General features: G+C 44.7%; 19 protein-coding genes. 7 read left to right on the top strand and 12 right to left on the bottom strand.

Going from position 1 to position 21,260, the window contains the following annotated elements:
• Positions 1-69: 69 nt before the first annotated feature.
• The 6 genes from ispD to ACYTXU_RS02825 form a co-directional block, all read right to left on the bottom strand.
• Entirely contained in the window at positions 70-771 is a 702-nt protein-coding gene (gene ispD / locus ACYTXU_RS02850; protein ID WP_462208207.1) for a 2-C-methyl-D-erythritol 4-phosphate cytidylyltransferase, read from the bottom strand.
• Between the two features lie 26 nt (positions 772-797).
• On the bottom strand, positions 798-1,115 hold the full coding sequence (gene ftsB, locus ACYTXU_RS02845) for a cell division protein FtsB (RefSeq protein WP_462208205.1): 318 nt from the start codon (positions 1,113-1,115) through the stop codon (positions 798-800).
• Between the two features lie 79 nt (positions 1,116-1,194).
• Entirely contained in the window at positions 1,195-2,469 is a 1,275-nt protein-coding gene (gene eno, locus ACYTXU_RS02840) for a phosphopyruvate hydratase (RefSeq protein ID WP_462208204.1), read from the bottom strand.
• Between the two features lie 121 nt (positions 2,470-2,590).
• Positions 2,591-3,451: a 3-deoxy-8-phosphooctulonate synthase gene (kdsA, locus tag ACYTXU_RS02835; protein WP_462208203.1), complete on the bottom strand. Its 861-nt coding sequence runs from the start codon at positions 3,449-3,451 to the stop codon at positions 2,591-2,593.
• A gap of 79 nt (positions 3,452-3,530) precedes the next feature.
• The gene (locus ACYTXU_RS02830) at positions 3,531-5,168 is read right to left on the bottom strand and encodes a CTP synthase (RefSeq protein ID WP_462208201.1); all 1,638 of its coding nucleotides are present in this window, start codon (positions 5,166-5,168) and stop codon (positions 3,531-3,533) included.
• Between the two features lie 320 nt (positions 5,169-5,488).
• A complete protein-coding gene (locus ACYTXU_RS02825) occupies positions 5,489-6,073 on the bottom strand; it encodes a DUF805 domain-containing protein (RefSeq protein ID WP_462208199.1) in 585 nt (194 codons plus the stop codon).
• A gap of 181 nt (positions 6,074-6,254) precedes the next feature.
• On the opposite strand from ACYTXU_RS02825, the gene ACYTXU_RS02820 reads away from it, so the two are divergent.
• The 3 genes from ACYTXU_RS02820 to ACYTXU_RS02810 all read left to right on the top strand — a co-directional run bounded on the left by ACYTXU_RS02820 (position 6,255) and on the right by ACYTXU_RS02810 (position 7,402).
• The gene (locus ACYTXU_RS02820; protein ID WP_462208197.1) at positions 6,255-6,698 is read left to right on the top strand and encodes a YaiI/YqxD family protein; all 444 of its coding nucleotides are present in this window, start codon (positions 6,255-6,257) and stop codon (positions 6,696-6,698) included.
• 164 nt (positions 6,699-6,862) lie between these two features.
• Positions 6,863-7,165 carry a TM2 domain-containing protein gene (locus tag ACYTXU_RS02815; protein WP_462208196.1) on the top strand — a complete coding sequence of 101 codons (303 nt, stop codon included), beginning with the start codon at positions 6,863-6,865 and terminating at the stop codon, positions 7,163-7,165.
• 12 nt (positions 7,166-7,177) lie between these two features.
• On the top strand, positions 7,178-7,402 hold the full coding sequence (locus tag ACYTXU_RS02810) for an NINE protein (RefSeq protein ID WP_462208194.1): 225 nt from the start codon (positions 7,178-7,180) through the stop codon (positions 7,400-7,402).
• 46 nt (positions 7,403-7,448) lie between these two features.
• On the opposite strand, the gene mazG is transcribed toward ACYTXU_RS02810, so the two are convergent.
• On the bottom strand, positions 7,449-8,270 hold the full coding sequence (mazG, locus tag ACYTXU_RS02805) for a nucleoside triphosphate pyrophosphohydrolase (protein ID WP_462208193.1): 822 nt from the start codon (positions 8,268-8,270) through the stop codon (positions 7,449-7,451).
• Positions 8,271-8,281: 11 nt separating this feature from the next.
• Positions 8,282-10,492: a GTP diphosphokinase gene (gene relA / locus ACYTXU_RS02800; RefSeq protein WP_462208192.1), complete on the bottom strand. Its 2,211-nt coding sequence runs from the start codon at positions 10,490-10,492 to the stop codon at positions 8,282-8,284.
• A gap of 286 nt (positions 10,493-10,778) precedes the next feature.
• Here relA and ACYTXU_RS02795 point away from each other — a divergent pair, with 286 nt between their 5' ends.
• Complete coding sequence (locus ACYTXU_RS02795; protein WP_462208190.1) at positions 10,779-11,540, top strand: DUF7683 domain-containing protein; 762 nt, start codon at positions 10,779-10,781, stop codon at positions 11,538-11,540.
• 526 nt (positions 11,541-12,066) lie between these two features.
• On the opposite strand, the gene rlmD is transcribed toward ACYTXU_RS02795, so the two are convergent.
• Complete coding sequence (gene rlmD, locus ACYTXU_RS02790) at positions 12,067-13,413, bottom strand: 23S rRNA (uracil(1939)-C(5))-methyltransferase RlmD (protein ID WP_462208188.1); 1,347 nt, start codon at positions 13,411-13,413, stop codon at positions 12,067-12,069.
• Positions 13,414-13,472: 59 nt separating this feature from the next.
• Positions 13,473-14,240 carry a 3'-5' exonuclease gene (locus ACYTXU_RS02785; RefSeq protein WP_462208186.1) on the bottom strand — a complete coding sequence of 256 codons (768 nt, stop codon included), beginning with the start codon at positions 14,238-14,240 and terminating at the stop codon, positions 13,473-13,475.
• 123 nt (positions 14,241-14,363) lie between these two features.
• On the opposite strand from ACYTXU_RS02785, the gene ACYTXU_RS02780 reads away from it, so the two are divergent.
• Both ACYTXU_RS02780 and barA read left to right on the top strand, forming a co-directional pair.
• Positions 14,364-15,326, top strand: coding sequence for a hypothetical protein (locus tag ACYTXU_RS02780; RefSeq protein ID WP_462209346.1), 963 nt, complete (start codon positions 14,364-14,366; stop codon positions 15,324-15,326).
• Positions 15,327-18,185, top strand: a complete 2,859-nt coding sequence (gene barA / locus ACYTXU_RS02775; RefSeq protein WP_462208185.1) for a two-component sensor histidine kinase BarA — start codon at positions 15,327-15,329, stop codon at positions 18,183-18,185.
• 82 nt (positions 18,186-18,267) lie between these two features.
• On the opposite strand, the gene mtaB is transcribed toward barA, so the two are convergent.
• Both mtaB and ACYTXU_RS02765 read right to left on the bottom strand, forming a co-directional pair.
• Positions 18,268-19,611, bottom strand: a complete 1,344-nt coding sequence (gene mtaB / locus ACYTXU_RS02770) for a tRNA (N(6)-L-threonylcarbamoyladenosine(37)-C(2))-methylthiotransferase MtaB (protein WP_462208183.1) — start codon at positions 19,609-19,611, stop codon at positions 18,268-18,270.
• A gap of 171 nt (positions 19,612-19,782) precedes the next feature.
• Positions 19,783-20,622, bottom strand: coding sequence for a mechanosensitive ion channel family protein (locus ACYTXU_RS02765; protein ID WP_462208182.1), 840 nt, complete (start codon positions 20,620-20,622; stop codon positions 19,783-19,785).
• A 193-nt stretch (positions 20,623-20,815) separates the two neighbouring features.
• Here ACYTXU_RS02765 and ACYTXU_RS02760 point away from each other — a divergent pair, with 193 nt between their 5' ends.
• Positions 20,816-21,235, top strand: coding sequence for a hypothetical protein (locus ACYTXU_RS02760; RefSeq protein ID WP_462208180.1), 420 nt, complete (start codon positions 20,816-20,818; stop codon positions 21,233-21,235).
• Positions 21,236-21,260 lie beyond the last annotated feature (25 nt).

Here is a 21,260-nt window from a genome sequence, read left to right as displayed (position 1 = left end):
TTGTATAATTTAATCAGGCTCACGCTCAGACTCTTCACAGATGGTGGGCCAAGGCCCACCCTACAACGATCAATTACCCGCCAACCAAACCGACGCTAGCATCATATCTTCGGGTTCGGTGACTTTAATATTTTTGCGAGTTCCTATGACCAGAGCTGGATGTTGGCCTTGTGCTTCGATAGCGGAGGCTTCATCGGTTATGGGCAATCCTTGCTGTAAGCCTGTCTCAATTGCTGTCGCTAAGGCTTCAACGGGAAAGTATTGCGGTGTTTGGGCTAACCAGATTTGTTCGCGGTTAAGCGTTTTATCAATCGTTTGATTGGCATTTGCGAGTTTGACGGTGTCCACTGAGGGAATAGCCAGAATGGCGCCGTGTTTTGAGTCTTTGCCTGCCTGGATCAGCGCATCGATGCTGCCTGCATCAAGGCATGGCCTGGCGGCGTCGTGCACCATCACCCAGTCGTCGCCACCCTTCTGCTGCTTAATGACTTGCAGCCCATTAAGCACTGACTCGGCACGCGTTTCACCACCTTCTACGGTAATAATTTTAGGATGCTTGGCGATTTTGAGCTTTATCCAATAGTTGTCATTCGGATGCAAGGCAATAACAACTTTATCAATGGAAGGATGTTCGAGAAACTTGGAGAGGCTATGTTCAAGAATGGTTTTGCCGTCTATTTCGAGATATTGCTTGGGCAGTTCGGCTTTCATGCGACTGCCAATTCCAGCTGCTGGAATCAGTGCCCAAATCTTGGTTTTATTTTCAGTCATATTTTTTACTTAAGAAAGTCTTAGCGCTACTCTTGAGAAGAGCCCTGACGAGACTCTTGTCGAGAATCCTCTCTCGAGTCGAGAATACGGAAGAAAGTTTCACCTTCTTTGATCATGCCTAGTTGATAACGCGCACGCTCTTCAATGGCGTCCGTCCCTTCTCTCAGGTCATGTATTTCAGCAAGAATTTTTTGATTGCGTAGCGCCAGTTCAGCATTTTCGGATTTGACTAATTCGACTCTGGCTTCTTGTTGCTTTATTTCGCGAAAAGAAGATTGCCCGAACCAGATTCGGTATTGAAGGCTGGTCAAAACGACCAGTAATGTCAGGGCAACCCATTTCATAATCGTAACAATGCCAGAAAACAGGGGGCAAATAAAGCAAATATGATAGTACTTACTTGCCCCATACGGCTATATTTCACTAGAACTTGAAGGCTTTCTTGCCAGGATAAGGTGCTTTTTCACCTAGTGCTGACTCAATACGCAACAATTGATTGTATTTGGCAACACGGTCAGAACGGCACAATGAACCCGTTTTAATCTGACCAGCAGCTGTTGCAACAGCCAAATCAGCAATCGTGGTATCTTCTGTTTCACCGGAGCGATGTGAAATCACAGCGGTGTAACCAGCCTTATGCGCCATATCAATTGCTGCCAAGGTTTCAGTCAAAGTACCAATCTGGTTCACTTTGATCAGAATCGAGTTAGCAACACCCTGCTCAATCCCTTTTGACAGGATCTTAGTGTTAGTAACGAATAAATCGTCACCAACCAGCTGACATTTGCTACCGATTTTGTCAGTCAACAATTTCCAGCCTTCCCAGTCACTTTCGTCCATACCGTCTTCGATAGATACGATTGGGTAACGCTCAACCCAGTCTGCTAAATAATCGGTAAACTCAGCTGAGCTTAAGACTTTACCTTCGCCAGACAAGTGATATTTGCCGTCTTTGTAGAATTCGCTGGAAGCAATATCTAAGGCTAACGCAACGTCATCACCCAACTTATAGCCAGCACGGTCAACCGCTTCAACGATGGCCTGAATCGCTTCTTCATTTGAACCTAAATCTGGAGCAAAACCACCTTCATCACCCACAGCGGTATTCAAACCTTTTTCCTGCAACACTTTACGTAAGTTGTGGAAGATTTCCGCACCCATGCGCAACGCTTCAGAGAATGTTGGTGCGCCAACAGGCATAACCATAAACTCTTGAATATCCACGTTATTATCCGCGTGCTCACCACCATTGATGATGTTCATCATCGGTACTGGCATTGAGAAGTTACCATCGCGATTGATGTGCTCATACAAAGGTTTGCCCAATGCTTGCGCTGCCGCTTTTGCATTCGCTAAAGACACGGCAAGAATGGCGTTGGCACCGAGTTTTTCTTTATTTTCTGTGCCATCCAGATCAAGCATAACTTGGTCAATGGCAGCCTGATCAGTGGCATCTTTGCCAATAAGTGCTGACTTGATTTCATTATTAACGTGGCCAACGGCTTTTAATACGCCTTTGCCCAGGTAACGAGATTTATCACCATCACGCAATTCCAATGCTTCGCGTGAACCGGTTGATGCACCTGATGGTGAACATGCCATAGCGCGTACGCCATTCTCTAACACCACTTCTGCTTCAACTGTTGGATTGCCGCGTGAGTCCAATACTTCGCGACCGATGATATCTGTAATTTTCAAGCCATTACCCTCTTAAATTGTTTTAACCAAAACTTAATTTTGAATAAAGAAACCCAAATTCAAAAAAATCAAAATACAATAGACATAAAAAAACACTCCTGAGAACAGGAGTGTTAGAAACTTAGAGCAAGTCGCCCTTACCAAATTCGTGTATAGAGTCCTCAATATAGCCGGCCTTTTTGACCACATCGTCCAGCTCTTTCATGACACGCAGCATTTCTTCGATGCGGTACATGGGGAAAGAGTTTGGGCCGTCGCACTTGGCCACTTCGGGGTTCGGGTGTGATTCCATGAAAACACCAGAAACACCGGCCGCAATCGCAGCACGGGCTAACACAGGGATCACATCACGCAAGCCACCAGAAGAAGAACCTTGTCCACCCGGTAACTGCGCAGAATGGGTCGCGTCATAAACCACGGGACAACCTGTATCACGCATAATCGACAGCGAACGCATATCCGATACCAGATTGTTGTAACCAAAGGAAACACCGCGTTCGCATACCATAATGTTCTGGTTGCCAGTTTCGCGCGCCTTATCAACTACGTTCTTCATGTCCCATGGCGACAGGAACTGACCTTTTTTGATGTTTACCGGAATGCCGGGCTCACACGCTTTACGAATAAAGTTAGTCTGGCGGCATAAAAATGCTGGAGTTTGTAACACATCGGCCACATCCGCCACTTCGTGCATCGGTGTGTCTTCGTGTACATCGGTTAAGACCGGAACGCCCACCTGATCTTTGACTTTTTGCAGAATACGCAGACCTTCTTCAAGCCCTGGCCCACGAAAGCTTTTACTGGATGAGCGGTTCGCTTTATCAAACGATGACTTGTATATATAGGGGATGCCCAGTCTGTCAGTCATTTCCTTCATGAAGCCTGCAGTATCAATCGCCAGCTGCTCGCTTTCGATGACGCAGGGACCACATATCAAGAAAAATGGTTGATCCAGACCAACTTCCCAATCCAGTAATTTCATATTCTTACCTTAATAACTAATCTCACCTTAAATAACCAGTCTTACCTTAATAACTTGTCTAACCTTAATAACTATTTGATTAACCGGAGATTTTCTTCTCATGGCAATCTTTCGCCGCATTCACGAATGCACTGAATAATGGGTGCCCGTCGCGAGGGGTCGAAGTGAACTCCGGGTGGAACTGACAAGCCACATACCAAGGATGATCGTTCAGTTCGACCATTTCTACCAAATGCTTTTCAGTAGAGGTACATGATACCACAAGGCCAGCTTCTTCGAGCTTTGGCAGTAAGTTATTGTTAACTTCGTAACGGTGGCGGTGGCGTTCGTTTATCACTTCACTTTGGTAGATATCGAAGGCTTTAGTTCCCTTCTTGATGTCGGCTGGCTGTGCACCAAGTCGCATAGTTCCACCTAAATCCGAATCATCCGCTCGTTCTTCTTTAGAACCATCACGGTTGATCCACTCGGTGATGAGGCCGATAACAGGATACGGGCTTTCAGGATTAAACTCTGAGCTGTTTGCATTTTCCATGCCAGCTTTATGGCGAGCATACTCAATCACCGCCACTTGCATACCTAAGCAAATGCCGAGATAAGGTATTTTGTTTTCACGGGCATACTGTGCGGTGGCAATTTTACCTTCAACGCCACGCTCGCCGAAACCACCGGGAATCAAGATAGCATCCATGTCTTTTAGCAGGACAGTGCCTTTCTTTTCGATATCCTGAGAATCGATATAATGAATTTTTACCGATTGACGTGTATGCAAACCAGCGTGTTTTAAAGCTTCGGTCAAGGATTTGTAGGCTTCAGTCAGATCCATGTACTTGCCGACCATGGCGATATTAACCTCGCCTTTTGGATTGGCTTCGCGGTACAGGACTTCTTCCCACTCAGACAAATTCGCTTCAGGCACTTTGATTTCAAAGCGCTCACAAATGAAGTCATCAACGTGCTGATTCAACAAAATTGCAGGAATACGATAAATGCTATCAACGTCTTGCAGAGAAATTACCGCACGCTCTTTAACGTTCGTGAACAAGGCAATCTTTCCGCGCTCACTGGCTGGGATTGAACGGTCCGAACGACAAATCAACATGTCTGGCTGAATACCAATCGAGCGTAATTCTTTTACTGAGTGCTGGGTAGGCTTGGTTTTTAGTTCGCCGGCTGTGGCGATATAAGGCAATAAGGTCAAATGCACAAACATGGCATTTTCTTTGCCTACTTCAAAGCGCAACTGACGAATCGCTTCCATGAAAGGCAATGACTCGATATCACCTACGGTACCACCGATCTCAACCATCGCGATATCAGCACCCTTGGCGCCTTCGATGATTTTATGCTTAATTTCGTCAGTGATATGAGGAATAACCTGAACGGTGCCGCCCAGATAGTCGCCGCGACGTTCTTTTTTCAAAACATCCGAATAGACACGGCCGGTGGTAAAGTTGTTGCGTTGATGCATGCGAGTACGCACGAATCGCTCATAGTGGCCCAAATCCATATCGGTTTCTGCGCCATCTTCAGTCACAAACACTTCACCGTGCTGGAATGGGCTCATAGTGCCGGGGTCCACGTTAATATAAGGGTCCAGTTTCAACATGGTCACTTTCAAACCACGCGACTCTAGAAGTGCAGCAATCGAAGCCGCCGCAATACCCTTACCCAAAGAAGAAACAACACCACCGGTAACAAATACGTACTTGGTCATAAGCCTAACCCAACTTAAATAATTGCGAGCAGCTAGCTCTGCTCAAAAACACCATAAACAACAATATATAAATTTTGCCAATGCAAAAATCGGCCTGAAGGCCTTATATATCGTAGCTTTTCGAATTCTGACACACTTAAAATCGGCCAAGGAGCTCGGCCAAATGTCGATGAGAAGAAAGGGTCTCAAGACGGGAAGGCAGTATATCAAAAAGGTCGGAGCATTGGCGAGGAGTTTTTGTAAATTTACTTGGCCCGAAGTTTGAGAGTCTAGAGATTAGGAGTGAGAAGGCCATTAAGGTGACAATGGCCTTTCTTAAATCAGGGCTTCAAGGTCGCGCCTTCCTCACCAGCAGTCTCCTGCTCTTGATATTCACTTTTCATAGCTAACATAATAAACACCGGCACAAAGCCGAAAGGCACTAAAAACAACAGCTGACACCAACCACTGTGGCCGATGTCATTAAAACGCCGAGTACCAGCAGCTAACAGCGGTAATAGGGTTAAAATACCGATGATCAGGTACAGCTTCTCATGCAGAACTTTCGAAATGGCGGCAATGAGCAAAACAAACAGGAAAAACCACCAATACTCCGCCCTTGAAGCTTTGCCCTCAAAATTCGCATAATTGATAAAACAATGTTTAGCCGCAGTAAATAGAGACATGGAAGCCTCACCGGTTTCGGGCTTGTCGCTTTCAGGCTGCCCGCTTTCGGCAAAAGTTAAATCATCCGCCGAGACCTCAAATACTGCGGCCAAAGCCCGTACAGTCTCGATGGATGCTTTGCCCGAGCTTTCTAGGCGCTGAATGGTTCTTAAATTAAGACCACAAGCATCACTTAATTGTTGCTGCGACCAATGTTTACCCGCACGTAGTTGTTTTACCAATTCTGAGTTAATTCTCATCTAACTAGCTCTTATTCCCTGAATGAGGCTCTAATATAAAGAAAATTGAGCAAAGTAGTTACGACATTTTTACGCCTTTCTTTACGACACTAAACGGCAGAGATATTTTTTTGCTCAATAAAACAGTGACTTGGCATTAAATGGTGTAAAATAGAGCAAATATTGAATTGCTGGAATCATCATGAAAATCTGGGTTGATGCCGACGCCTGCCCCGTAGTCATCAAAGATATTCTGTTTCGCGCGGCGGAGCGTACCAAAACACCTTTAACGCTGGTCGCCAACCAGTTTATTCGCACGCCACCCTCGCCCTACCTCAAAGCAATCCAGGTCAGTTCTGGCTTTGACGTGGCTGATGATGAAATCGTACAACGTGCAGAAAAAGACGATTTGGTCATTACTTCGGATATTCCGTTGGCTGCCGAGGTCATTGAAAAAGGCTGCCAGGCATTGAGTCCACGCGGTGAGTTATTCACAAAGGATAATATTCGAGGGAGGCTCAATATGCGTGACTTTATGGATACCATGCGCTCAAGCGGCATTCACACCGGTGGCCCACCACCACTAAGCCATAATGACCGGATGAATTTCGCCAATCATCTAGATAGGATTTTAGCGAAGGGGTGATGGTTTGTTTGAATCAATTTGTACTTATAATCTTAAAAGATATGTGGCTTGAGTAAAAATGCATGGTTGCCTTGATATCACGCAAGAAATAGTTTAATTTACATTTCGATTGAGGGGCGAAAAGAGAATGTCGTAAAAATTTAAATAAAAAAAAGAGGGATTAAATGGAGAAATCAAAAAAAAAATACGCAGTAGCAGTCTGCTTATCAGGAATATTCGGAATTTTAGGAATTCATCACTTTTACCTAAATCGCTGGCTTCATGGCTTTCTTGATTTAGGTTTATCGATTTTCGGTTTTTATTTTATAGCAACCGGAAGACCTGACCTAGGATGGTTATTATTGGGGATAGATATCCTTCACACAATCGTTGTTACCATTATGCTATTAATTGGCACATATAAAGATGGTGAGGGCAATATTGTTACCTATCCAGGTCAGACATTAGCAAACCAACAACAATTTTAACGGGAGACAACAATGACAACTAGCGAAATTCGTAGCGAAAAAGGCTTCGTGCCAACTTTATTACTTTGCTTCTTCTTGGGTGGCTTGGGTATACATCGTTTTTACGTAGGAAAAGTTGGTACAGGTATCTTAATGCTTCTAACACTTGGTGGCTTGGGTATCTGGACATTAGTAGACTTTATTATGATTGCCGTAGGATCCTTTAAAGATAAGTATGGCCACATAATTAAAAACTAAAACACTACAGCAAGGCTTGGCAACAGGCCTTGCTTTATACCCTACTTTAACTTTCAGCCGTCTTTAAATTTTTAATATACTTCCAGCCCCTATCCAGCTGTTCCAGCGGCGCGCTATCTACCGTTAAATTACTTTCTGCTAAATAATCTTCCAGCATTCTGAATCGGGTCTCAAACTTGCGGGCACTTTTGCGCAGAGCCGCTTCGGCGTCTACTTTAAGATGGCGCGACAAGTTCACGCAAGAAAATAGCAAGTCGCCAATCTCTTCTTCAATGTTTTGCTGGTCATTGTTAGCGATAGCCTGTTTGAGTTCTTGAATCTCTTCTTCAATTTTATCAATCACACCACTAATTTCGGGCCAGTCAAAACCATGACGGCCAACGCGCTTTTGCATTTTCTGTGCTAGCGACAAAGCCGGGAAATGTTTGGGCAAATCATCCAGCAAGCTGGTATTGGACTCATCTTTGCCCTGGCGCTCTTGATGCTTCTGTTGTTCCCAGTTCTTTTTCAGTTCTTCATCGGTGGTAAATTCTTTATCGCCAAACACATGCGGATGACGGCTGACTAATTTGTCGGAAACCTTTTCGGCAATCGATTCAAAATCAAAGCGTCCTTCTTCCTGGCCGATTTGTGCATAGAATATAACCTGAAACAATAAATCACCCAGTTCCCCATGTAATTCCTCAAAATCGCCACGCTCGATGGCATCTGCCACTTCGTAGGCTTCTTCCAGCGTATAGGGAACTATGGTTTCATAAGTTTGTTTACGATCCCAGGGACAGCCTGACACAGGGTCACGCAAAGCCTGCATGATGGTCATCAGTCGTTGCGTTTGTGGCAGTGCAGTAAGAACAGTTTTATCACTCATAAGTTAACTATTTATCCGCGTCGTCTTTCAACTGTGAAAATATTAGGTAACTGTTTAAGCAGTGTAATGATGCGCTGCAAATCTTCGAGTTGCGACAACTCGATTTCAATCGAAATCTGCACCTGTTCATTGCGCTTGCTGGTGGACAAATCGGTAACGCCAGCGTTTTCGTTTGCAAGAACAGTGGTGATATCTTTGAGCAAGCTTTTCCGATCCATGGCGGTAATCACTAAATCCACCGCATAAGCATTGGTTGATTCAGCCTCCCATTGCACCGGAATAATCCGCTCGGGTTTATCACGCAACGCCTTTCTGGCGTGGGTACAGTCTTTCAGGTGAATAACGATACCTCGTCCTTGCGTAACGTAACCGATAATATCTTCACCCGGTACCGGTTTGCAGCACTTAGCAATACTGGTCAGCAGATCGCCGACTCCTGACACTGATACATCGCTGAAAGATTTACGCTTTGATTTTTTGCGCAGGGTCGGCTGAATATCTCGTTGCGGCTGCTTGGATTCGAGCAGCTCTTTAGCACGATTGATAGCCTGTGTAATACCCAGATTGCCTGTGCCAATCTTGGTGTACATTTCCACATCACTGGCTAAATGCAATTTTTGCGCCAGTTCTTGATGCGGCACATTGGTCAAATGATTACGCGCTAGTTCTTTCTCCAATAACTGACGGCCAGCATTGGCATTATCTTCCTGATCCAGTTTATTAAAAAACTGCTGAATTTTATGGCGGGTACGGCTGCTATTGATGTAACCATTATGTGGAATCAACCAGTCACGACTCGGCGATTCTTCTTTCTGCGTCATGATTTCAATCACTTCGCCAGTCTGCACCTGATAAGTTAATGGTACGATTCGACCATTAATTTTAGCGCCCACGCAACGATGACCAATCGAGCTGTGAATCCGGTAAGCAAAATCAATCGGCGTGCTGCCAGCCGGTAAATCGATAACCTTGCCCTGCGGCGTAAACACAAATACACGATCTTCGGAAACCGAGCTTTGGAACTCATGCATCAATTCATCGGCATTCACATCCGCCAGCTCACTTTGCCATTCCAGCAATTGACGCATCCAGGCAATCTTATCGTCAACGCCCACCTTGGCTAAATTGGCACCTTCTTTATAAGCCCAGTGCGCAGCAATCCCTTTTTCAGATTCCTCATGCATTTGGAATGTACGGATCTGAATTTCAAGGATTTTGCCTTCCGGCCCAACCACCGCCGTATGAATCGAGCGATAACCATTTTCTTTTGGGGTTGCTACATAATCATCAAATTCTTTGGGGATGTGTTGCCATTCGCCATGCACAATGCCTAGCGCCCCATAACAATCCTGAACCCGCTCAACCAGAATTCGTACAGCACGAACATCATAAATTTCCTCAAAGCCCACCTTCTTACGGGTCATCTTTTTCCAGATGCTATAAATATGCTTTACGCGACCACTGACTTCGCCCTTAATATTTTCTTCTTTGAGTTTTTGCTCAAGCAGCTGAGTAACATCGTCAATATACCGCTCACGATCCACCCGCTTTTCTTTAAGGTTTTTAGCAATCGACAGGTAAGCTTCAGGTTCTAAGTAGCGAAACGCCAGATCTTCAAGTTCCCACTTAAGCTGACCAATACCTAAACGATTAGCTAATGGGGCAAAAATATTTTTCGTTTCGCGAGCAAAAGTTAACTGGGTCTCGCGACTGGAGTCTTTGATATGACGGAGTGAGACAACCCGGTCAGCCAGCTTTAACAAGACGACTCGCGCATCATTCACCATGCCCAGCAGCATCTTACGCAGACTTTCCACCTGCTGATGGTCATTTTCAGCACCGGTTTCCTGCTGTAAGCTACGCATAGCCTCCATTTGGCCAGCACCTTCCACCAAGCCGGCAATGGTAGAGCCCACCTTATCTTTAATGGTTTCGATTTTGATAGAACCGGCAATCACCGAAGGCAACAAAACCGCCGCCGTCAAAGTATCCGGATCCGCATTGAAATGCGTCAACACCTCAGCCAACTCAAGCCCAGCCGCCAAAGTATTCAGCTTTAAAACAGGCGTCACCGATACATTCTGCTGCGCCATCGTCACCGCCTTCTGCAGCTTAGACTTAGGCTTACCATCAACCGTCAGTTGATTCAGCTCAAGCCATGGCTCAAACGAAAACTGCGAATTATCAACCAGCTCAAATATATCGTGATCTTTACGTTTCATAATCTGGGTTCTTATTCTGTCCTTGGAAGGGTTTTAATTTAGACTCGTCTACAATAACGAAAAGCCTATATTAGCAGTATTGGTTTTTATTGGAAGTGGAGAAAAGTAACCAGGGTGTAAGCAAGTGTTTTGATGCTTACTGGATCGCAAAGAGATGCTGTCATACTCCTTTCTACTGTTTTATAGGCTTAGCAATGATGATGTATTAAGATGTTGGATTGGAAAAGCTATCCTAATTAACAAATAAAACCACAAGTCACAACGATATAACCCAGAGAAGCTAGGAATGCGTGATTACAGAATTACAAAGTATAACCCTAAAAACCGTAATGAAAGCGGCCACTACTTAAAAGACGAATGGACTGAGCCTGAGCAAATAGGACAAGTTTTCAATGGAGTTAAAGCAAAAAACTCAGACTATTTTGCAGCTGAAGAGAAATATGTCCTATCGATTATTGAAGTTCTTAAATCTTTATCAATAAACCACCTGAGGGTTATCGACCTAGATAATAACTACACAGAATGGCTTTTATCACAAAGGGAAAAAGCATGGCTAAGAGAAGATGTGTTCTCTGAAATTGAGGTGTTTGAGGATAAGTCTGTTGGACTATCCGAAATCGAAACAATAATAAGAATGAACTTAAGACACTTCCTGTCTTGTAGATTAGAAATTAACAATGAATTTAGTTTGAGATTTGGGTTTGACTTTTATATGTATGTGCTTTGTCAGGAATTATCTGCTGAAGTACAGGATAAGATCCATCAAATAGGTCTTTTCGTTGAAGAGATAGAGCCAATGTACTTAATGGATAGATGCGATTTTTATATACAAGTATCAAAAAAAGGGGATGAGTTTGTTGATCATGAAATACTTCTAAAGAAAATGACCAGAAAAAAAATCAAAATAGGACTAGGTTTATCAGCAGAACATCCCGGCAACCATAGTTTTACAATCACACCCGAAAATTCAGTGATTTTTATCGACGAATTCCAGTTTGACTTTGATAAGTATGAATATTATCTAAACTGCGACAAAATATATTGTTAGTTCTTTTGTTGGTTGGGATGAAGGATGAATCAGAGCGAAGCCTGCCCTCGCGTGCAACATTATTAATAAAAGTCACTGGATCCCGCGGTCAAGCCGCGGGATGACAAAGGTGGATTCCCGCCTTCGCGGGAATGACAAGATAATAGAGGTATTACAAAAGTTTTAGCTGCATATTTACCATTAACTTTACAGGCCAGAAAGAACTAAAATGCTTAAGTTCGCGGCAAAGAGTTGCGAAAGAGCGGAGGTGACCTAGTAGGTCATTGAGCATCTTGAGCAACTCTTTAACAAAGCATAAAAAGCCACCGACACTCTTTCCGACATGGTTTTAAAACAGGGTTTTTCTTTCAAGACAAGGCATAAGAGTTTTTGAGGCGCGGAGCACCGACAAAGCCCCCAAATCATAAGTGAAACTGAAAGAGAGATAAAATGGCTTTAGGCGAGGCAAAGAGTTGCGAAAGAGCGGAGGTGACCTAGTAGGTCATTGAGCATCTTGAGCAACTCTTTAACAAAGCATAAAGTTATTTTAGCCCCTTTCAAACAGAGCGATAGATTCTGTATGGGAGGTATGCGGAAACATATCCATAACCCCCGCCTTCACCAACTTATACCCTTTCTCTTTTAACTCGCCGGCATCGCGCGCCAGGGTCGCTGGGTTACAGGATACATAGACGATGCGTTCTGGGTTGAAGCGCGTAATGTTTTGCACTACATCCAATGCGCCACTGCGTGGTGGGTCGATTAGGATTTTATTGAAACCCTGTTGTGCCCACTCCTCTTGAGTGAAGTCATCCTGCAGGTTTGTCGCGTAAAATTCTACGTTGCTGAGGCCGTTATGCTTGGCGTTCATTTGCCCACGCTCGACCATGGCTTCGCTGCCTTCGACACCGACTACGTTCTGCACTTGTGTTGCCAGGGGAATGGTGAAATTCCCTAAACCACAGAACAAATCAAGAATTCGGTCGTCGGCTTTTGGCTCTAGCCATTCGATGGCGCGTTTGACCATTTTCGAATTAATACTGGCATTAACCTGGGTGAAGTCCATGGGGTGGAATAGCATTTCCACATCATAGTCTTCCAATTGATAGGACAACCAGTCTCTCGTGTCTGGGCCATAGAGCAAATGAACCGTATCCGGGCCTTTCGGTTGCAGGTAAATATAAATGCCGTGTTCTTTACCGAATTCGCTCCACAGGTTTTGATCTTTTTCGGTTAATGGCACTAGATGACGTACCACTAAGGCCACCTGATCATCGCCCATGGCGACTTCAAGTTGTGCGGTTTTGTCATTACTGTCGAGTTCACTGATCATGTTTTTCAGTGGCGTGATTAACTGCCCTACTCGCGGATCAAGTACCACACAGGAATCAATAGTGGCCAAGAAGCTGCTGCGCTTTTCACGGAAGCCGACCAAGGCTCCGCCTTTCTTGGGTACAAATTTCACGCCCAGACGTGCTTTGCGGCGATAGCCTAAAACGTCTGCCTGCAGCGGTTCAACCAGCTCATAGTCACCATCTTTATGGGAGTGATCACCGAAATGATCCAGCTGCTCGACCAATACATTTTGCTTGTGGGCTATCTGTGCTGAGTTACTCATGTGTTGCAAGCTGCAGCCACCACAAATATCGGCGTGTTCGCAAGGCGGTGTTACGCGGTCTTCCGAGGCACTGTGAATTTCGATGGCCACGCCTTCGTCAAACTTGCCACGCTTTTCGGTGTACTGGAATGACACCTCTTCACCCTTAAGGGCATTGTCTACAAAAACCGTTTTGCCTTCTACGCTACAAATCCCGCGACCTTCGTGCGAGAACGCATGAATGGTTGCATTGACGGGTTCGGTCGGTAACGGCTTTCTACGACGTCTTCTTGCCATGATTAACTCTCAGATAAAATTCAGTAAAGGGAAAGCCCGAGCCTGGGTCTAGGTCTAGATCAGCTCCAGGCTTCGAGGAATTCAGTAAAGTGCGGTTGATTTTCGCTGGCTAAATACTCTTTCAATTTTTGCTCTTCTGCTTCCAGATCTTGCTGGCTTAAATTGCCGCGCATCACTTCAAAGCGCAGGTACACCAGATAAGTATTGAGCACATCGGTTTCGCAATAATCGCGGATAGCCTTGAGATTGCCCTGATGATAGGTTTCCCACACTTTGGCGCCGCTCATGCCCATTTTGCCGGGGTAACCCAGCATACTGGCGATTTTATCCAGCGGTGCATTGGCGCGCGGATTATAGGAGGCAATCACGTCCATCAAGTCCAGGTGGCGACTGTGGTAACGGCTAATATAGTTGTTCCACTTGAACTGGCTGTCCATTTCGCCGGTGTCCCAATATTTTGGAGCCGAGATATTATGTTTCATGGCGCGATAATGTAAGACCGGCAAATCAAAGCCAGAACCATTCCAGGACACGATAGTTGGCGTGAAACGATCAATGCCATCGAAAAAGCGCTGAATGATTTCTTTCTCATCTGCCTGCTCGTCGCCCAAAGACCAGACGCTTAGCTTATCGCCATGGCGAAATACTGCTGAAATCGCAACCACTTTTTGTAAATACAAAGGCTGAAAAGTATTGCCGGTTTGCTGATAGCGCAAATGCTCCATCGCAGTGACCACATCTTCATCGGACAAGCCTTCAAATTCGTTCAGCAAGCGACCTGCTTCAATGTCAGGTATTGTTTCGATATCAAATACAAATATATTCATAAAGTCTATCTGGCTCCGGCCTTTACTTGCCTATATCCATGGGGCAAGGTAGATTATGCAACGAAAGCCCCACATTATAACGACTTTGCCAAAAAAAGCTTGGAGAATTCATCTTTGAAACCCATGCAGTGGTTCTATACAGTGACTTTGATTATCGCCCTGTTATCATTGGGCCAATCGGCTGTGGCTGAACACCCTACACGCAAAGTCATTTCAGTGGATGTTTTAGGCCCCTATTCAAGCCCCCAAGAGCAAGAATTACTGTTCGGCCTCAAGCAAAGCTTACTAGATAAATATGATCTGGGGCTCAAGCAAAACCTGCTGTTCTGGCAAAAACAACCAAACTGGGCTAGTTATATCAGCGACTCCGAATCTGATTACATTATTACGGTGGGTCAGGAAGCCTTAGACCATGTTATGAAGGTACAAACGGAACGGCCTGTTATTGCCTTGATGAATACCGCCGACAGCCTCGAAATACTACGTCGTCATCCGCATGATGATTTTTATGCCATCACCCATGAACAACCCCTAATTCGCTATTTTGCACTCATCAAAAGCCTTAATATCTATCAGGCACAAACTGGCACCTTTTTCAGCCACCAAAACGGTTATATGAAAGATCGCTATCAGGATTTGGCGCAGTTTTTCAATTTGCCCTACAAGCCATTGGTGGTTAATACGCAATTGAAAACTCTGGATGCCATCAATATGTTGGTCAGCTGCTGTCGGATTATGTTGCACGACACAGATCGCGTTTACCCGCCAGGACGCTCGCGAAAATCCTTATTGGTCAACAGCTTCCGTAACCGCGTGATTGTCATAGGCAACTCTCCCAATATGCTACGCGAAGGTGCTATGCTGGCTTTATTTAGCAAGCCTTATACAATAGGCGAACAAACAGCTGATTTAATTTATCAGATTGAAAAGGGGCTGGTAAAAGAACCCTATCAATATCCAGACAAGTTTGTGCTGGATGCAAACCGACGGATTGCCAAGTTACTCGGTTTTTCAGAATTGACTTTAGGCGAGTTAATTGGTCAGATCGAGAAGTTAGAAAATGTATATTATGAGATGGAACAATAGATGAAAGAGTGGGGAATCAATAAACGAATCATGACCTTGGCGTTAACGCCAACTATTTTAGTTGCCTTATTGCTGGGCACCCTCTTCATCAGTAACCACATCAATGACAGCAAATACTCCTTAACGGCTCGTGGTAAAACCATTGCTACCCACCTTGCTCTGGCCAGCGAGTATGGCTTAATTACTCTCGACGAAAAAAATCTGGCGGAGATGGCTCAGGCAGCGCGCGATAACGACAAAGATCTGATGGCAGTGGCAATTTACGACCAGAATAATCGCGTATTGGCATCCGTAGGTTCCGCCGAAACGCTCAGCACAATGAGCATTGAAAATCCTTACTCTTTAGCCAAATCTGGCTCATCCAATAACTTGATGCGTTTCGCTCGCACTACCGACAGCGAGCATGGCAAACTGTTCTACGCACCTATTATTTCGAAATTCCCGGAAACTTATGAATCATGGCAAAATTACAGCCAGGCCAATGCACAATTGCTCGGCTATGTCGCTGTAATGATGACCAATGAATTTTCCGTTATAAGTCGCTATAACACGGTTCTCACCACCTTATTCATTACCTTGATTGGTCTATTAATTGGCGGTTTCCTGGCGCGGAAAATGTCTATGAGCGTGACCACCCCCATTGAGAAAATGGTTGAAGGCATTAACCGTATTAAAGATGGTCGACTCGATACCCGTATTCAATCTGAAGCAAGCGCCGAACTCTTGACCCTGCAAGAAGGTATTAACCTGATGGCAGAGAATATGGAGCAGAATCAGGATGAATTGCAACTGTCTGTTGATCAGGCAACCGAAGATTTACGTGAAACTCTCGAAACGCTCGAAGTCAATAACCTTGAACTTGATATAGCTCGTCGTCAGGCGCTCGAAGCAAGCAGAGTCAAAACCGAATTCCTGGCCAATATGAGCCATGAAATACGAACTCCAATGAATGGCGTTATCGGCTTCACTGAACTCCTGTTGAAAACCGAACTAAACAATAAACAAAAAGACTTCTTGTTTGATATAAAACGCTCTGCCACCAGCTTGCTTTCGATCATTGATGACATTCTTGATTATTCGAAAATTGAAGCAGGCAAGATGTCCTTTGAGCGTTATCCATTCGACCTGCGCGAATGTGTCGATGATATTTTCCGCATGTTAGGACCTAATGCCAATAAGAAAGGCATTGAACTGGTTTCCTTGATTTTTTCTGACGTACCTAAGGCATTGCTCGGCGACCCCATTCGTATTAAACAAATCATTACTAACCTGGTAAACAACGCCATTAAATTTACCAAGTCAGGTAGTGTCGAACTCTATGCTGAAGTCGAGTCGGAGAATAAGAAAGGACTTAAGCTTAAAATTCAGGTTAAAGATTCAGGTATTGGCCTGACACAGGAGCAGCAACGCAATTTATTCAAAGCCTTCAGTCAGGCGGATAGTTCTACCAAGCGTGAGTTCGGTGGAACAGGTTTAGGTCTGGTAATATCTAAATCTCTGGTTGAGAAAATGGGTGGTAATATTGGTGTTAATAGTACTGCCGGTGAAGGCTCTTCCTTCTGGTTCACTCTACAATGCGAGCGTACAGACTCACTTCCTGAAGATGGATTAAGTGGTGAATTCCTGGCCAATAAATCAGTGCTGGTTTTTGACCCACACCCATCCACCCGCTTATCAATTACCCAAATTCTGGAAGATTGGGGCATGCTGGTACGCTCCTTTGACAAGATTGATGACCTGATGACAGAGATCGATCTTTATAGCCAAAGCGGCAAAAGCATTGAATTGATTATCATTGGTGGCCAGCGTTTCCGACGTCGTCAGCAACAACTTGAGTACATCTGCAACAAAACACAAACCCAGTTATATTGCCCAGTGATTACTTTTACTACCGCTGGCAATGCAGACTTCTTGGAGCACTTGCACTCAATTGGTGTCAGTCGAGCCCTAACCAAGCCTGTTACTCACAGAGCACTCTATAATTCACTGATAGAATTATTAAAAACACCTTCGGCATCTTCTGGCAAGGAGCCGGCTCCCACGGTTGTTGGCGACGCCAGCTTACTCAAGGACATTTATGTATTGGCAGTGGATGATAATCCTTCCAACCTCCGTCTGGTAACTACGCTATTGCAGGATTTAAATATCAAAGTCGATGCTGCAGAAAGTGGTATGCAAGCCGTGTCACTTAGTAAGAGCAAAGCCTATGATGCGATCCTGATGGATATTCAAATGCCGGAAATGGACGGCCTGGAAGCCACTCGTACCATTCGTGCAAACCGTACCAACTTAACAACACCCATCATCGCCTTAACTGCGCATGCCATGGCTAATGAACGTGAACAGTTGTTAGAAGCTGGTATGGATGACTACATGACCAAACCTGTTTCAGAACAGGCACTAATCAATCTACTGCTAAAATGGACTCAATCTGCCACCGATTTAACCCCAGTCAATACAGAAGAACAAGAAGTCGAAGGCAATGGACAGGGACAGGAGCAGTCATTGGACTGGAGCTTGAGCTTAAAACTTGCCAATAACAATGAACAACTGGCCATTGATATGCTGACCATGTTAGTTGAATCCAACTTTGAAACCGGACAGAACATCCATGCTGCTTACCAGTCCCAGGACTTCGATCAGCTATTACAGCACGTGCATAAATTACATGGCGCCAGCTGCTATGTTGGCACACCAAGACTCAAACACCTGAGCAACGTATACGAAACTCGAATAAAGAAAGAACAGTACAATAAACTCGAAGAACTGCATGAGCAATTATTAATAGAGTTAGAGGTTGTCAATAAAGAAGCAGAACGCTTCTTAAATCCAGAAGAACCAGAAGCGGCAGATAGTTAAACGTTAAAATCACACAATAGAAATAACTTTAAATATAAAAAGGGCTGCTATCAGCCTTTTTTTATTGTCATAACAGCAATCATCAACCAATCGTTTTAACCTGAATCGCCGATGATTCCTGCTGCGGAATATCCTCAACAATGACACCTTGTAAGTAACCATGCTCAGCATCAACTCCGTCAATTCTGGTATTTAGTACCAGTCGCTCAGGATTAAGTGTGGCAGGAACTTCAACCGCAATTTTATGATAGTTCGGAGTATATCCAAAGTAACGTTGTTGGCCTTCTTCAGTGAACTGATTCGAACTTTCCCAGAGCACAGGAACAGTTAGCCCCACTTGGCGCTCCAGCTCCTCGGCTTTCAATCGAGCAGCTAGTTCGTGCAACTGATGACTACGTTCTTTTTTTACATCCTTGCTGATTTTGCCTGGCAAGCGAGCAGCTTTGGTGCCCTCACGATCCGAGTAGGTAAAAATATGGATATGGCCAAAACCAACTTCTTCAATGTACTGCATAGTCTGTTTAAATTCTTCTTCAGTTTCGCCAGGGAAACCGACAATAACATCGGTCGTCACATTAAAACCTGGAACTTGAGTCCTTGCTTGTTGCACCAGCTCGCTAAACGTCGAAGTTTTGCAGCGACGAGACATTCTTCGTAACACTGTATCAGCACCACTTTGAATGGGTAGATGCATGTGCGGCATCAAACGCGGATTAGCAAACAGCTCAAAAAAGTTTTCGCCCAGATCCCATGGCTCAACAGAAGCGAAGCGAATGCGCGGCATCTGCGTTTCCCGAAGTATGGTTTCCACCAGCTCGTATAAACTCGAATCAATATCGGATCCATAGCCACCAACATGGACTCCAGCCAGAACAATTTCTTGCACACCTTCAAGGTGCAGCTGGTTAATTTCGTCCACTAAATCCTGAACGCTCCGGCTGCGTTCTTCGCCACGTGCAACTGTGACAATGCAATAAGTACAGCGATAACGACAGCCGTCCTGGATTTTAATAAAAGCTCGCTCACGGTTACGAGCGAATAAGGCACTCTCGCCCGGTTCAGTAGCAAACTCAGGCATCGCTGGAATTTCTAATAACTGTTTAGCTTTTTCAACCAGCGCATCTTTATCCTCATTGGCTACCACCAGGTCAACACCCATGATTTTAGCCACTTCTTCTGGCTCCAATGAAGCATAGCAGCCGGTTACAACCTTTCGGGCCTGGGGGTTGGCGCGATGGAAACGTCGAACTGTTTGACGGGATTTCCGTGCCGCCTCGGCGGTCACCGCACAGGTGTTTAACACAATTAAATCGGCAGTATCGGCTTCTGAAGTCAATGACAAGCCCAGACGCTGGAACGAATTCGCCCAGTTCTGAAGCTCCGCCTCATTCAATCGACACCCTAACGCGCTTAAATGTACCTGCATAACCACCTGACTCGTATAACTGACCTAAGTAAAGTCTGTTACTTTACTCAATAAAAATTGGGCGCTAATTGTACAGTTTCTAGCCTTTATTGGCATCACCTTTTGCAATTGATTTTCGTAACAGCACAAAAAAAGGCGCTTGAAGGCGCCTTTAATAATCGCTGAAACTTCTTATTTTTCAACAGTGTGCAAATGTACATCTCGCTGAGGATATGGGATGCTGATGTTGTTGGCATCTAAGGCCTTTTTTATGGCTTCGAGGTTTTCAAAATAGACTCCCCAGTAATCGCCACTATCTGCCCAGACTCTTAATACAAAATTAACCGAGCTATCCGCTAGTGCAGACACTGCTATAAAAGGAGCCGGATCTTGATGGATGCGGTCATCTTTGGCGATAACAGCAAGAATCACATCTCGAGCAGTATCAATATCATCGTCATAGCCAATCCCAATCGTAAAGTCGACGCGGCGCTTTGGTTGAGTGCTGTAATTAATCATTGAGCCGGTAGAAATAGGCGAATTAGGAATGATGATGGTTTTATTGTCTGGAGTAGTCAGAATAGTATTGAAAATCTGAATCTCTTTTACCGTTCCTGAGTGCCCCTGCATTTCAACAAAGTCACCGACTCGATAAGGACGTATAATCAATAAAATAACGCCGCCCGCAAAGTTTTGCAGAGTACCAGACAAAGCCAGACCAATCGCTAAACCGGCGGCACCCAACATGGCAACAAAGGTGGTCATTTGTATGCCAAGCATTCCAATCACCGTAATGGCCAGCGCTGCCTTAAGTAAGATACTAATCATGCTTACCAAGAAACGTTGCAAGGTAATGTCAAAATTCTTTTTTGCGAAGGCTTTTCTTACACCATTGAGTATCATCCGAATAAGGATTAAACCAACGAGCAGGACCACCAATGCAGATATCAGCTTGGGAGTATAATCGAGCATCACTTGCCAGCTACTCTCAGCAAAACTGGTCAGTTGTTCTGTATCCACAGGTAATTGCATTGTTAACCTCTTGATTTTAATCTTGTTAATTTCTGCACAACATTCTAGCGAAGGAGTCTACAAGTTGCGAACTTACTGGCCAAAATTTACAAAAAGGTCACGTAATTAGCCTTAATTGCCAAGCAAATACTGGTAAGTTCCCACATCTCATGTAACACTCTTCTTAATCAAGAGCAACAAACAGGAAGCTTGTATGATTAAAAACTCCTTCATTAAGTTAACCCTTGTCAGTATCACCATGGGCCTATTCTTAGCGGGATGTAGCACAGTTCAACCTGCGGAAGTTGATAGTAAGTTAACGTCTTGGCAAGGTGCAGACATAGAAACTTTAGTCCAAACCTGGGGGCTGCCCACGGCTGAGCAGCAAGTTAATGATCTGACTTATGCAGAGTGGAATACCAGAGACATAAAAAACAAACCATCAATGCGCGTTGGTGTTGGTGGATTTGGTGGAAACTTCTTTGGCAGTATTGGCACTACTCTGTTTGGTGGGCGCAAGGAAGTTCACTGTAGAGTTCAGGTCGGTTACAACCAGGAAGGGCGTGTGGTCAGCACCAACTGGACAGGCGACGCCGAAGCTTGCGATGCAGCAATTCCTGAGCGGGCATCTTAATAAGAATAAGCCTCTATTTAGAGGC

This window comes from Kangiella sp. M94 (assembly GCF_054926195.1).
The sequence above is the reverse complement of the archived record's forward strand: the minus strand, read 5'-3'. Positions and strand labels throughout refer to the sequence as shown.

Coding starts and splice junctions, on each gene's coding strand:
- ispD (WP_462208207.1), bottom strand. CDS start 771: ATGACTGAAAATAAAACCAAGATTTGGGCACTGATTCCAGCAGCTGGA.
- ftsB (WP_462208205.1), bottom strand. CDS start 1,115: ATGAAATGGGTTGCCCTGACATTACTGGTCGTTTTGACCAGCCTTCAA.
- kdsA (WP_462208203.1), bottom strand. CDS start 3,451: ATGAAATTACTGGATTGGGAAGTTGGTCTGGATCAACCATTTTTCTTG.
- ACYTXU_RS02830 (WP_462208201.1), bottom strand. CDS start 5,168: ATGACCAAGTACGTATTTGTTACCGGTGGTGTTGTTTCTTCTTTGGGT.
- ACYTXU_RS02825 (WP_462208199.1), bottom strand. CDS start 6,073: ATGAGAATTAACTCAGAATTGGTAAAACAACTACGTGCGGGTAAACAT.
- ACYTXU_RS02820 (WP_462208197.1), top strand. CDS start 6,255: ATGAAAATCTGGGTTGATGCCGACGCCTGCCCCGTAGTCATCAAAGAT.
- ACYTXU_RS02815 (WP_462208196.1), top strand. CDS start 6,863: ATGGAGAAATCAAAAAAAAAATACGCAGTAGCAGTCTGCTTATCAGGA.
- ACYTXU_RS02810 (WP_462208194.1), top strand. CDS start 7,178: ATGACAACTAGCGAAATTCGTAGCGAAAAAGGCTTCGTGCCAACTTTA.
- mazG (WP_462208193.1), bottom strand. CDS start 8,270: ATGAGTGATAAAACTGTTCTTACTGCACTGCCACAAACGCAACGACTG.
- relA (WP_462208192.1), bottom strand. CDS start 10,492: ATGAAACGTAAAGATCACGATATATTTGAGCTGGTTGATAATTCGCAG.
- ACYTXU_RS02795 (WP_462208190.1), top strand. CDS start 10,779: ATGCGTGATTACAGAATTACAAAGTATAACCCTAAAAACCGTAATGAA.
- rlmD (WP_462208188.1), bottom strand. CDS start 13,413: ATGGCAAGAAGACGTCGTAGAAAGCCGTTACCGACCGAACCCGTCAAT.
- ACYTXU_RS02785 (WP_462208186.1), bottom strand. CDS start 14,240: ATGAATATATTTGTATTTGATATCGAAACAATACCTGACATTGAAGCA.
- ACYTXU_RS02780 (WP_462209346.1), top strand. CDS start 14,364: ATGCAGTGGTTCTATACAGTGACTTTGATTATCGCCCTGTTATCATTG.
- barA (WP_462208185.1), top strand. CDS start 15,327: ATGAAAGAGTGGGGAATCAATAAACGAATCATGACCTTGGCGTTAACG.
- mtaB (WP_462208183.1), bottom strand. CDS start 19,611: ATGCAGGTACATTTAAGCGCGTTAGGGTGTCGATTGAATGAGGCGGAG.
- ACYTXU_RS02765 (WP_462208182.1), bottom strand. CDS start 20,622: ATGCAATTACCTGTGGATACAGAACAACTGACCAGTTTTGCTGAGAGT.
- ACYTXU_RS02760 (WP_462208180.1), top strand. CDS start 20,816: ATGATTAAAAACTCCTTCATTAAGTTAACCCTTGTCAGTATCACCATG.